This window comes from Paenibacillus salivarius (assembly GCF_051307165.1).
Lineage (GTDB): Bacteria > Bacillota > Bacilli > Paenibacillales > Paenibacillaceae > Fontibacillus.
The window spans coordinates 1204178-1217888 of sequence record NZ_CP195592.1 but is presented as its reverse complement, the minus strand read 5'-3'; the positions used below and the strand labels follow the sequence as shown (position 1 = coordinate 1217888).

9 protein-coding genes are annotated in these 13711 nt (G+C 53.5%); all 9 read right to left on the bottom strand.

The window, feature by feature from the left end; translation table 11 throughout:
* Nucleotides 1–6: 6 nt before the first annotated feature.
* Nucleotides 7–909: a carbohydrate ABC transporter permease gene (locus ACSFXJ_RS05460; RefSeq protein ID WP_435925679.1), complete on the bottom strand. Its 903-nt coding sequence runs from the start codon at nt 907–909 to the stop codon at nt 7–9.
* Between the two features lie 19 nt (nt 910–928).
* A complete protein-coding gene (locus tag ACSFXJ_RS05455) occupies nt 929–1837 on the bottom strand; it encodes a carbohydrate ABC transporter permease (RefSeq protein ID WP_435924196.1) in 909 nt (302 codons plus the stop codon).
* Nucleotides 1838–1849: 12 nt separating this feature from the next.
* Nucleotides 1850–4786: an extracellular solute-binding protein gene (locus tag ACSFXJ_RS05450; RefSeq protein ID WP_435925678.1), complete on the bottom strand. Its 2937-nt coding sequence runs from the start codon at nt 4784–4786 to the stop codon at nt 1850–1852.
* A 107-nt stretch (nt 4787–4893) separates the two neighbouring features.
* Nucleotides 4894–6255: an ABC transporter substrate-binding protein gene (locus tag ACSFXJ_RS05445; RefSeq protein ID WP_435924195.1), complete on the bottom strand. Its 1362-nt coding sequence runs from the start codon at nt 6253–6255 to the stop codon at nt 4894–4896.
* A 273-nt stretch (nt 6256–6528) separates the two neighbouring features.
* Nucleotides 6529–7560, bottom strand: coding sequence for a LacI family DNA-binding transcriptional regulator (locus ACSFXJ_RS05440; RefSeq protein WP_435924194.1), 1032 nt, complete (start codon nt 7558–7560; stop codon nt 6529–6531).
* Between the two features lie 253 nt (nt 7561–7813).
* Nucleotides 7814–8365, bottom strand: coding sequence for a cupin domain-containing protein (locus ACSFXJ_RS05435; RefSeq protein ID WP_435924193.1), 552 nt, complete (start codon nt 8363–8365; stop codon nt 7814–7816).
* 119 nt (nt 8366–8484) lie between these two features.
* Nucleotides 8485–10563, bottom strand: coding sequence for an alpha-glucuronidase family glycosyl hydrolase (locus ACSFXJ_RS05430; RefSeq protein ID WP_435924192.1), 2079 nt, complete (start codon nt 10561–10563; stop codon nt 8485–8487).
* 15 nt (nt 10564–10578) lie between these two features.
* Nucleotides 10579–12201, bottom strand: a complete 1623-nt coding sequence (locus tag ACSFXJ_RS05425; RefSeq protein ID WP_435924191.1) for a response regulator transcription factor — start codon at nt 12199–12201, stop codon at nt 10579–10581.
* Between the two features lie 128 nt (nt 12202–12329).
* Nucleotides 12330–13664, bottom strand: coding sequence for an ABC transporter substrate-binding protein (locus ACSFXJ_RS05420; RefSeq protein WP_435924190.1), 1335 nt, complete (start codon nt 13662–13664; stop codon nt 12330–12332).
* Between the last annotated feature and the right edge of the window lie 47 nt (nt 13665–13711).

Sequence of the window (13711 nt, the reverse complement as noted above, 5' to 3'; positions counted from 1 at the left end):
CCTCCCTTAATCCTTCATGCCCGACGTCGCCATCGTTTCGATGATCCGGCTCTGCGCGAACACGAACAGGGTGATCGGAACGCTCATCAGGATGAGCGCCACCGCCGCCCCCGCGCCGGCCCGGGCAATCCCGCCCAATATGATCTGGTTCGCGGCGTAGTGGAGCGATTTCAGCTGCTCGCTGTAAATGAACCCGTTCCCGTCGCTTCCCCACAGCATTTGGAACAGCAATATGATCAGCGTCAGCCAAGCCGGTTTGACGTTCGGCATGACGATCTGCCAGAAGATCCGGTATTCGCTGGCTCCGTCGATCTTCGCCGCCTCCAGCAGCGCATCGGGAATCTGCTCCATGAACTGCTTCATCAAATACAGGCCGAGGGAATAGGCGAACGCCGGAATAATCAAGGCCCAGTACGTGTCGATCATGCCGAGCCAGGACAAAATCATGTAGTTCGGCGTTTGCGTCACGACGGGCGTAAACATCAGCGACAGCACCACGATCGTGAACAGGATCGATTTGCCCGGAAATTTGTGCTTGGCCAGCGGATACGCCGCAGCCGAAGCGAGAATGACATGACCTACGATTCCCGCTCCCGTAATGAACACCGTATTGAAAATGTAACGGGAAAACGGTACCCACGACTGGCCGAGCAGGTTCATGAGATCGAGAAAATTGTTCCACGTCGGATTTCGGACGAATAGCGTCGGCGGAAACAGAAAGATTTCGTCAAGCGGTTTGAACGCGTTGTTGATCGCATAGACGAGCGGAAGCGCCATGAAAGCGCCGAACGCCGCAAGCAGCAGGAACAGGAAGAAGGTCCCGGCAAAGGAACGGTTGACCCGCTTTTTTCCCCGCCGCAGTCTGAATTTGAACGGCAACGGGCGGCTTAGGGCCCCCGTTCCGGTCATTTTCGTTTCCACTTTCACGTTACTCACCCACCTTACTCAGAAGTTTTTGGACGATCAGGTTCGTTCCGACCATCAGCATGAACAGCACGGTCGCAATCGCGGACGCGAAGCCCATTTCAAACCGGGTCGTCCCGTAATCGATCAGGTGGGTAACAATCGTCTCGGCGGCATAGTTGACGCTCGGAAAACCGGCCAGTGCGATCGACACGTCCGCGACGGCGAACGAGGTCGTGAGCTGGATGACGGCGCCGAACATCAGTTGCGGACGCATGGACGGAAGCGTGACGTACCACAGCTCCTGCCAGCGATTGCGGATGCCGTCGACGGCCCCGGCCTCGTACAGCGTTTTGTCGACCGTTTGCAGGCCGGCGATAAACGCGAGGAAGCCGGTTCCCAGGCTCAGCCACAGCTGGGCGAGAATAATGATCGGCAAAATATAGGCTTCCGTCTTCAGCCATTGAATCGGCTCCAAAATAAAGCCGAGCTTGATGAGCAGCCCGTTAGCGATCCCGTAGCGGTCCCCCGAGAAAATCATCAGCCAGATGAAATACACGTTGCCCGAAATGGACGGAGCGTAGAAAATCAGCGTCATGAACGCCCTGAGCTTTGGGCCGAGCTCGTTGATGATCCAGGCGAACACGAAGCAGGCCAGGTAACTGACGGGTCCCGTGATCGCCGCGAACAGGAGCGTATTTTTCATCGCGGTCAGGAAGATGTCGTCCTCGAGAAAAAGACGGGTATAGTTTTGCCACCCGACGAACCGCGGAAATTCCAGCATGTTGAAATAAGTAAAGCTCAGTACGATCGAAATGAGAACGGGAAGCACGGTAAACAGCATGAATAAAATCATGTACGGCGCCAGCAGAATGTAGGAATGCTTGCTGGCTTTGATCTCGCGCCACTTTAAGGCCCACCAGGTATTGTGCATATCGATTCCCCCCTACTTCTGCGGCTGGCCGAATTCTTCTTGCTTGTTGCGGATCTCGTCGTGGATATATTGAACGGAATCCATGATCGCTTCCCGCGGCTCGATCCCGCTGATAACCGATCTGTAAAACGCGTTGAACAGATTTCTTCCCGTGGAATAGCCGCCGGGCACTTCGGGAATGCCTTCGACCCATTTGAACTGCTCTTCCAGGTTCTCGTAATCCTCCACCGGCCATGGCAGCTGAGCGAGCGCGTTAATGTTCGCGGTCGGGTAACGGGCAGCGGCACCCATAAGTCCTTCCATCTCTCTCCCGAAGGTCGTTTGCGTGTCGTCACTCGTCCACCACTTCAAAAACTCCCAAGCGGCTTCTTTATCTTTGGCATCATCCAGCATCAGCACCCCGCTTCCTCCGGCCGGAACGGTATGATCGACGGTTCCGTCCTCCTTGACCGTACCGGGCACCGGCGCAAACCCCCACAAGCCGCGAATTTCCGGGGCGAACACAGACAGTTGATTGTACGTGGTGTAATCCGCAATGCCGATCGGCATTTGGCCGGTTCTGAACCGGTTCGGGAAATCGTACTCCCGCTCCAGCTTGTAATCCGTATAATACTCCGTCCACTGCTTGAACGACTCGATGCCGACCTTGGAGTCCAGGTCCGATTCCGTATCGTTATTCCGGTAAAATTGTCCGCCGTTTTGCATCAGCAAGGTAGCGTACATCGAGTTCGGCGGCAGCGTCGTCCATTGGTTCGGCGCCTGGGCCACGACCGGGAGACCGAAGGCCATATGATTTTTGTTCAGCACGGCCAGCAAATTCGAGACGTCGTCCCAGGTTTCCGGCACTTCAAGGCCAAGCTCGGCAAGCACATCCTTGCGGTAAAACAGCATGTTAAACGTCTGCGTTTCCGGCAGCGCATACACACCGCCGCGATATTCGTACGGCACGATCGCGCTCTCCCGGAATCGGGCGGCCACCTCTTCGTAATCGCCGAACTGCGTCAAATCGGCCGCCGCATTCCGCATCGCGAAATTGACCGGCAAATCGTTGCCGATTTGCATGGCGACGTCGGGGCCTTGCCCGGCCAGCGTCGCGGGCAAAATCGTACCCATGTTGACGAGCTTCAGGTTAACGTTAATGCCGGTTTGGGGCGTAAACGTCTCGTCGATCATCGCCTTGATCGCATTCGCCTGATCGCGTCCGCTGCCGATCCATACGGTTACCGATCGCTGATCCTTTTCGTCGGCCACGTTGCCGATCCGGTTGTAATCGATGAAGAACGAAGCCGCAAAGGTGGACAACTCGTGGACGATTTTATCGCCCGCGCCGAGACCGCCCTTCGGCAGCTTTTGATTCGGGGATGCGATATAAATCTCGTCGATCTCCAGCGGCTGCTCTCTGGCCTGCTGCAGCCAGGTGCCCAGGCCGCCGGTGTTCGTCTTGTATGCCGTCAGTCTCCGCGGAATCGTTTCGGGCTCCTTCAACATCTCGTCGAGCTGAACCGCCATCGTCTTGAGCAGCGCTTCCTGGTCGCTCGACTGTCCGGAGAGCTCCACAAGCCTTGCCGCTATCGCTTTCAGGCGTTCGCTTTCCGCCTGGAACACCTCCAGCAGCTCGGGAATCCGCTGCTCAACCCGGTAATCCCGATACTCATCCGGCTTGGTGCCGGTTATCATCAGTATTTTTCGGTACATCGCGTTCAGGTTCAGCAGGCTGTCCTCCACCTGTTGGATCAGCGGCGCGAATTCTCCGAGGCTGACCTCGAGACGGAGCACATGCTTACCCTCTTCCAGCTTGAACAAATACGGGTCCTCCGCCCCCATCACATCGATCCGGTATCCGCTTTGATAGCGGAATGGAGCCCGGTTCATTTCCTCGAAGGGTACTTGTCCGTCAATCGTCAGCTTCCGCGTCGAGTAAATCCCCCGCACGAAATTTTGCTGGGTCCGGAACCCGATTTTATACAAGCCCGTCTCGGGAACGTCGATCTCCCACTCGATCCACTGCCCGGGGAGCCGCCAGCTATAGCCCCCGATCGTGTTTATCCGCACTTTGGACGCGCTGTAAGGGCTTACACTCGGACTCGAACGTTCGCTCAGCGGATAGAGTGTCGGCGAGGATTTCCGGATTGCGTCTTCCCCCTGTACGACGATGAGCCGCCCTTCGGTTTCCTTCCATCCTTCCGCTTCGTATTGCCGTTTCGCTTCTTCGTACGGAAGCGCCTCTTCATGCTTGAACAGCTTCAGGCTCCGAATGACCATCGGCTCCCGCGAGGCGGCCAACGTCAACGTATGTTCTCCTTTGTCAAAATAAAATCGGAACGGTTCCGTGATATATCCGTCGGAGTCCTCCATCAAGGTCTCCCGCCACTCCGGACGCTCCGCCTGTTTCGGCCTCAAATCGTTGCCTTGGTTGTCCCGCTCGATATCCGGCTTCTCGTTGTCCCAGATCCTGTCGAACTGCAGGTACCCCGCTTCCTCGAACGGGATGCCGCCGTCGATTTTGAGCGATCGTTCGATCGAGGAGCTTTTACCTTCCACCGGAAAATAAAGCAGCGACAAATTGTAAAATCCCGCCTCGGGAACGGCGACCTTCCATTCGATCTCGCCCTTCTCCCCGGTATAAACCGAGATTCCGTCGCTTCCCTCGTAATTTTCCAGCTTCTTGATATCCGCACCATCCGCACGGGAGAACTCCGAGGCCTCGATAACGACTTCCGCGTCGGGTCGCGAGGCTCCTTCGAATCCGGCCAAGTAATCGGTATAGGAGGGCAAGGACGAGTTCCCTTTCACCCCGGCGGCCAGCTTGACGACCGGAAGCTCGGTGATCTTTCCTCCCGTTCTTGTTGAATCGGCGGTGCCGCCGAAAACGCCGGCGATCCACAGGATCAGCAAAACGGCAGCGACGATGACCAACAACCATCCCCATTTATTGCTAAGCTTCTGTATCCCAGTCAAAGTCCATCCTCCTCGCAAAGCCCGTGTGAACAGGAAAGGGACGCGAATGATAAATACGTCCCCTTCCCGCCAATCTATTCAGCTAAAGACGCGAACCCTTACTTGCCGAGCTTATCGACGGCTGCCTGCGCCTGCTGCTTGTATTTTTCGGCTGTCGCGGTGACGGATTGGTTGTTCACGATAATGTCTTCCACGAACGCGTTCGTCGGATAGTCCGGATACGCTTCGTCCAAGGTAATGACGCCCGTGCCCACGATATGCTCGCGGATCATGTCGATGTCCTCCTGGTTGCTGTACATGCTTTCCAGGTAATCCTGCCCCGGATATTCCTCGGTCGGCGGGAAATCGAACGTTTCTTCATAGGCCTGGTACACGGCTGCCGGGTCCTTCACGCCCTTCGGAATGAATTTGGCGGAAGCCGCGGTGTTCGCATAGGTTTGTTCCGCCGATCCTTGCGGCCCGTTCGGGTATGGCACGATGCCGACTTCAAATGTCAAATCGCCGAGCATCCATTCCGCTGCAGGGAACATCGCCACATTGCCGTCTTTAAACGTGTTTGTTTCTTCCCAGTTGGTCTTGTTGCCCGTTTTTACCCGAACGACCTTATCGACGTTGTACAAACGGTTCACGAATTCCGCGGCTTCAATAGTGCGCGGGTCGGACAACATTTCCTTCGCGTTATTGGAGTCTACGGTTACTCCGCCGTTGGCTGCCGTGAAGTGCTTCACCGCATCGATGGCCCAGCCGGAAAAGCCCCAAACATCCGTTTTTCCGTCGTTATCCGTATCTTTTGTCGCCTGTTTGGCGATTTCCAAAAGCTTATCCCAGTTCCATTCTCCTTTACTGTAAAGTTCCTGAAGGTCCGGGAGGCCCAGTTTCTTGAACAATTCCCGGTTGTAGTGGAGCCCCGGTCCGATCGAAAGCGGGTTATCGAAAGCATATTCCCCGCCACCGATCGCAGGATATTTCATTTGCAGGTTGCCCCCGTTGTTGATGTTGTTTTTTTCTGTCGTAAACTCGCTGAGCGGAAGCAATTGCCCTTTCAAAATGGCAGGCAATGCGGACTTATATTCCATCTGCACGATATCGGCGAACGGCTCGCCGGCCAGTACGCTCGTCGTGAATTTGTTCATGTACTCCTCAAACGGCACGTTCACAAATTCAAATTTGCAGTTATATTTTTTTTCAACTTCAGCTATTTTTTCGAGGCGCGCCTTGTCACCCGCGGTTGCCCCGGCCGGCTTCAAATCCCACCAAGCGGCAACCTTGATCACCCGTCCTCCCAAATCAATGGCAGGCTCCTCCGACGGTTCGGGCTCGGCCGATTCCTGCGGAGCCGTATTGGTCGCTTCCGGCGACGGGGACGGCGTATTCTGGGCGGTGTTATTGCCGCCACCGCAGGCGGAAAGCAGAAAAATAAGACAGAACAACAATAAAGAAAGCCCTTTCATTTTTTTCATTGTGAAACCTCCCATTTGTTCTATAGATCTTACTTTCATGAAACCCCGCTTACATTCTCATTCATTTACTAACAAAATAACACCTATTACAAAACAAGTTATTGTAAATCACCCCATTTTGTTATTACCGTTTGCCAAATAATATACCGCCAACAATATAATTCGTCAATAAATAATTATGATAACAAGATGGGTTTTATGCTAACTTGTCCTGCAAAACAAAATAAAAACCCCGGCGATCACCTTCATCGCCAGGGCTTGCAACCTTTATTCTTATTGCTCTTTAGAAACGGAATTGTTCTCCCGGAGAACGACATCTCCATAAATCAGCAGCCTTTCGAAATTTGACTGCGGATTGGCCATGCGCCATAAAAGCTTGTCAACGGCCCGCATGCCAAGAAGCTCCTTGTTCACGTCCACGGTCGCAAGGAGAGGCAGCGTTTCATCCGTGTTATCGAATCCGGTGAATTGTATCTTGCCGGGAACGGGGACATCCAGCTTTTGAAGAGCTTCCATCACGAATTGGGCCGTCGTATCGTTCACGCAAACAAACACCTCCGGCAATTCGTGGGCGGCCGCAACTTTAGGCACCGCTTCATGAACATGCGCGATTTCCGGCCCGATGAGCTCAGGAATCTGCACGTAGTCCAGCTGATGCTCTTCCATGACCGATCTGAACCCCAGCCATCGTTCGTAAAAGCTCTGTGCGTACCCGATCTGTCCGACAAACTGGAAGTTTCTGTAGCCTTTGCTGACCAGCTTGATCATCATTTCTCTCATGCAATGGAAATTGTCCGAAAATACGGCATCCGCCTGAAAGGCCGGATCCTGGTGATCCACCATGACAACAGGGATGTCCAAATTTTTGATCTCAAGCAGAACCTGCGTCGACACGGCTCCGATCGTTAAAATTCCGCCAATCGCATTCGGATTGAGCAGGGAAAACATGGACGATTCCCCCGACGGTTCCGTAAGCGTAAGAATGTCCGCCCCTTTCTGGTTCAGGCGGGCGGAAATTCCGTTGAAAACCCGGCCCCAATACAGCGAGTCGATATCCTGGTATCGGACATTCGGGAACAACACGAGGATAGCCCCGGGCGAGGCTTCTCCTTCCGCGTCCTGGGGAGGGACTTGCACCAAGGCCGATTTTCCGGAACTCTTGAAGTATCCGAGCTGGCCCGCGGCTTTTAATATCATCTCTCTCGTCTGCGCGCTGACTCCCGGCTTCCCCGAGAGAGCACGGGATACGGCAAACTTGGACACCCCGGAATAATCTGCGATTTCCTGGATCGTTACTTTTTTCATTTTATCAACCTACTTGACGACATATTATTTTTCTAAAAATTCCGAACCTCAAACGTGTTAGTTTACGTTAGGTTTATTACATAATAACACGGGAAGCAAATAATCCAAAATATTAATCTCTCTTTGTCATTCTTGCTCATTTTTATCTCTCTCGATATGCAAAAGCCGACTCTTCTTTTACGAAGAAAGAGCCGGCTTCCCGCGTTTTTTTCATTATATCAGAAAATCAACTTCCAGAAAATGTAACCTATTGTTAATACGAAGCATGACCTTCGCCCGCCAAAGCGTCCGCTTTCGTTCTTTGCACGGTTCCGAACGGATGCCGGGGAGGAGCGTAAATCGAGTACAGCTTGAGCGGCTTCGTTCCCGTATTGGTCAGGTTATGCCAAGTTCCGGCAGGAACGATGATCGCATCATCCTCATTCACGTTTCTTTGGAAATCCAGCCGGTCTTTCCGGGCTCCCATTTGCACGAAGCCATGCCCGTCTTCGATACGAAGAAATTGATCAGTCCCCGGATGAATTTCCAATCCGATATCTTCACCCGGCATAAGACTCATCAATGTGACCTGCAAGTGGGTTCCCGTCCATAATGCGGTCCGGAAATTTCGGTTGTGCTCGGCCGCCTCTTCGATATTGACGACGAATGGATTCGGACCGTGGTCCTTGATATTCATCGTCATTTGCTCATGATCCCGGTAGAAACGCCAATGTCCGGACGCGGGCGGGTTGTAATAATACGAAGGCCAATAGGCCCCTCTTACCGGTTCATACCCGTAATATTGCTGGCAAGTCTTACAGTACAATTTCATTCTCCTCCCAGGTTCCCTTTCTCGTTATAGCCTATGCGGGTGCCTATAGCAGGGTGAAGGAAACATAAAAGGCCCTGAATTCCAACCCGGGTTGAAATTCAAGGCCCTTGCCGCTAATAGATCACTCTATTGTGCTCATCTTTAATACCCGATTTTCGGTAAAAGTACGTATTGATCACATCGCGCCATTGCTTCGCGCTCTCCAACTGCTCCAGCAACCGTTCTTTGACATGATTAAAGCGCCGCGGATCAAGCTTGCGCTCCAGGGCATCCCAGTGCACGAGCCACTGTTCCACCTGCTCCACCCCCGCAAAATGGGTGTCATAAATATGCTGAATCACCGTCTTGCCGGATTTCAAAACATGGGTATACGGAACATGGTGAAAAAACAGCAGGAGTTCGTCCGGGCAAGTTTCCAAGCCCTCATACATGGCTGCATTAGCGCCGACATATTGGCCCGCATACCCAGTTCCGGAAGCCTGCGTTCTGTCTACTCCGATACCGTCCCGATCCGCAAAATGATACGTTCCCCATTTGGAGTATTCGTAACCGTCCACGTCCGGGCCATAGTGTGTATGCGGCACGACCATCCAGCCCACGCCAAGCGGCGAGGTATAATTTTCATAGGCCGGCCAGGACTCCATCAGCATTTCCAGGATGGTATCAGTCACGTCCTGATCAAGTCCAAAGGTCATGCGGGTCCACTCCTCGCCAATCTCTTCCGCCGTCAAATCCGGATTCCATAGCAATCGCCCGTACCCGTAAAGGTTCGACTGGGCAAGGTAGTGCCCCGTCCAATTCAGGTCATCGCCGATATTGGATACCGCCGTAATCCCGCTATGCTGAAAAGAATATACCTGCCCGGCCACGATCTCCTTTACCTTGCTGCCTTTCCCTTGGCAAAGCGTATCGAATTCCAGCACCTCTTTCCATTGCGGAATCAAATAGCATACGTGTCTTTGCTGGCCTGTGTACTCCTGCGTAATCTGAAGTTCCAGCATTTGATTCGTACGCTCCATGGCTCCGAACAAGGGAGACACCGGTTCTCTGACCTGAAAATCCATCGGTCCGTTCTTGATTTGCAGGATTACATTGTCTTTAAATTGGCCGTCCAGCGGCTTGAAGTGATCATAGGCGGCGCGTGCGCGGTCCGTTTTGCGATCCCTCCAATCCTGATGGCAGTCGTACACGAAGCATCTCCACAGGACGAGTCCGCCAAAGGGCTCCAAAGCTTCCGCCAGCATATTGGCTCCATCGGCATGATTCCGCCCGTAAGTAAACGGCCCGGGACGGTTCTCCGAATCGGCCTTGACCAGAAAACCGCCAAAGTCGGGAATGTACCGGTATATATCGGCCGCTTTTCGTTTCCACCAGCCCCGCACTTCCGGTTCCAACGGATCGGCTGTGGAGGTATCCCCTAGCTCCAGCGGCGCCGCGAAGTTTACGCTGAGATAGAGGCGGATTCCGTAATCGCGGAACACGTCGGCTAATCGGGCGACATCGGGCAGCACGGGTGGAGTTATCAGCTTCGTTTCCGCAGCATGGACGTTTACATTATTGACCGCGATCCCGTTAATCCCGACGGAGGCTAATAATCTGGCGTACTCCCGTACGCGAGTCAGATCGGGAACGATGGCGTTGTCTTTGTAAAATATCGACCTGCCCGCATATCCGCGCTCAATGGTTCCGTCCATGTTATCCCACTGATTGACCATGCGAAGCCGGTATTTTGGAATTTCCAGCAGATTTAACGCTTCGTTCGCACGGCCCGTCTGGAGCAGGCGCAGGAAATGAAATACGCCGTGAAGCACTCCCTTTTCCGTCCCTCCCGCAATCAGTATGAATTTCTTGTCTCCCCCGGAACTGCGCAGGATGTAACCTTCTTCTCCCAAACGGGCAGCTTCCCCCGCACCAAGCGTTTCGTCCAGGAAGGGCGGGTATCCCCCGCTGCCGAGGGTAGCCAAGATCAGGAAACTACCGGCGGTCTCTTCGTGAATAACCTCGGGCTCCGCCCCTGTCAGAAGAGCAATGCCTCCGGTCAATTCTTGAATCGCCGTACGGAACACTTGCGAAGGGTTGGCCTCCGCCGTCACGATCTTACGCAAATAAGCTTCAAGCGGCTTAAACGTTTTGAAACGTTCCGCCGAGCTTCCGCCAAAATTCAACCAGGCCGGATCATAAATCCTGTTCATATTGCCTCCTCATATTCATTTTCCGAGCTCCGTCGGGTTCATGCCCGTAATTTTCTTGAACAGCGTGCTGAAATACGGAACATTTTTATATCCGACCTTTTCGGCCACTTCGTAAACCAGCGCGTTGTTCTCCATCAGCAGTTCCCGCGCTTTCTCAATCCTGACTCTCGTCAAATAATTGTTGAACGTCTCGCCCGTCATATTTTTGAAGATCATCGACAAGTAGTTTCGGGAAATATAAACCTTATCCGCCAAACTGCCAAGCGTAATATCCTCGGCATAGTGTTCGTGAATATACTCGATCATAAAGTCGACGGCCTGACGATGCTTTCCGTTTCCGCCCCATTCGCGGCTGCCGAACACAAGCCCGATCTTGTTGCCGAGCCATTCGGCAAGCTCGGATGGACGCTGCAGCTCCGCTATTTCGCGCGCAATGCAATCATTCGAGAAAATATCATCGACCACCGTTCCGGTCTCATAAAACGCGAAGGCGATAATGCCCCACAGCTCTCCGGCCAGCATGCCGACGTAAGGCTTGGCGATCCCGCCCGCTTGTTCCAAACGCATCATGTGATCCTTGATCATCGTGCGGGCCTGATTTTCCTGCGACGTTCGAATCGCGCCGGCCAGCTCCAGGTAAAGCTTAACGGGACGCACCGGGGGCTCGTTCCCCTGATGACTCAGCTCCTGCGTATTGTAGAAATACAGATCATATTCCGGAACCGCCGGCCGGAAATTCAAATCGATCGCACGAAACGCTTCTTCCGTCGAGACGCCGATTTCACTTATGTTGCTCTTGCGTTCCCCGATCCCGATCCGGAGCTTCAGCTTCAAATAGTTCCGCGCACAGTCGATTAATCTGACGCTGAGCTGCTCCATCCGCTGCCGCAAGCGCCCGGCAGACTCCGTTCGGTCATGATGAATAATGATCACGGAGCGATTCGTGTGGAGATCGGCATGATCAAAAGAGGAGAACACGGCTTGGGCAATCTCGCAAACCATATTGCCGATTGCGAACCGGAGGAGGCTCCAGTCGGATAAGCTCAGCTTGGCCGCCCGTTGATCGCGGACCAATTCGATGCCTACGACAGTATGGTCAAAATCAAGCCAGCTTTGATATGGCGCCGGGATTTCGCTTTGAAGACGGGGATCTTTCAATGTGCCCGCCGCAATGGATTTGACCCATTCCTTCTCGACGAACGGTTCGTACACACGCAGCTTCCGCAGCAGTTCATCCTGCTTCATCCGCCGCTCCTCCCGTTCCTCCAAGTCGGATATGGCCTGGCTTAAAACCGACTTTAGCGTCGGAAGACTGACCGGCTTGGAAAGGTAATCGTTCACCTTCAAGCGTAATGCCTGGCGGGCATATTCAAAGTCCGAGTAACCGCTCAAAATAATCACTTTACCCGCATAATCATTCTTTTTCCGCAACTGTTCGATCATGTCCAGACCATTCATGACAGGCATATACAAATCGGTAATCACGATATCGGGACAAGCGGATTCGATCATTTCAAGCCCTTCTTCCCCGTTCAACGCTTCTCCTGCCCACTCCGCATTCAGCTCATCCCAAGGAATGGCTTTTCGGATTCCCTGCAGTACCGCGCGGTCGTCATCCACGATTCCTATCTTCCACATCTGAAGATCCCCCTTCTTTTTTGCAAAAGGCAATGCTTCATACTAGCCGATAAAGCGCCATGCCCGATAGGCTTAAAAAAACCGCTCAGGCATGACGCGAACCGGGAATGGCTTATTCGCTTATTCGCTTATTCGTATTCTTGAGCGGCCTTCTTCAGAGATTCATAGGCCTTTTCCGGCGTGGTTCTGCCGAAGCTCAGCTCATCCCGCACGAGAGGGAAGTCTTTGTCGATGAAATTCACCCATCCTTCCGGCCCTGTCGTAAACGTTTGGCCGTCCGGGGTCGTTGCGTCGATCAGCTTCATGCCCACTTTCTCCCCTTCCGGCAGATTCGGAATCAGGCTCTCGGCGATCTTGGCATTGGCGGGCACGCCGCGAACGGTTCCAAGGATAGCCCCTGCCTCCGGATCATTGACGAACCAGTCGATAAACTTGGCCGCTTCTTCTTTATGCTTGGAATTCGGCGAAAGGCTGAGATACATGGAAGGCTTCAGCCAACCTCCGGCTTCCTCGGCCCGAGGCATCGTCACCAGATCATACGCCCCTTCTTTCATGCTGTCCCAAGTGGTGTAGTTATTGGAGAAAGAGTAACGGAACAGCACTTTGCCGTTCACCAGCAAGTCTGCCGTCGGGTCCATTTCCTTGTCGGACGCGTTCAAATCGGCAGGTGGCACCAGTCCGTCCTTGCGCAGCTGCTCGAATTTTTTCGTCCATTCCAGAAATGTCGCTTCATCGATATTGAATTTGCCGTCTTCCGTGATCAGCGTACCTTTGCCCTTGGCATAGTGATAAGCGCTGAACACGAAGTAGTTACCGGCATAATCCAACGTGAAGTACTGGCCTTTAGCCAGTTTAGGCTTTACTTCTTCCGCCAATGCGAAGAAATCGTCCCATGACCAGCCGTCTTCCGGCATCGTTGCGCCCAATTTCTCAAGGGCCGCCTTGTCATAAATCATCCCGAAAGCAACGGATCCCAGCGGTACGCCGTATTGCTTGCCGTCTCTCTGCCCGATCGGTAAAAGGCTTGGCGTCAGTTCGTCCAGTTTAACCTTGGTATCGAGTTCTTCCAATTGGTTGCGGGAGGTCCAGTCCGAAATCCAGCCCGGGTCCATTTGAAAAATATCCGGCTCGTTATGCGCGGCCGCCTGCGTAGAGAGTTTATCCAGATAGCCGTCCATCCCGGAGTATTCCGGCTCGAACGTCACATGCGGATTTTTCTGCGTATACAAATCCAGTACCTTCAGCGTCGCTTCGTGACGCGGCTGCGAGCCCCACCACATAATCCGCAGCTTCACATTTTCCTGTGCCGAGCCCGTTTCGGCCGGGGTTTCGTTCGTGGTTGCCGTTGTGCCGCCCGCATTGCTTGAGTTGCCTCCTTTGCCTCCGCCGCTGCCGCAGGCCGCCACCAGCAAGGAGAGCACCATCAATACCGCGACGAATTGCAATCGCTTCCATTTGTTCATGCCGACTTCCCCCTAAAACAATATAATGTGGTCAATTAGTATCCTAT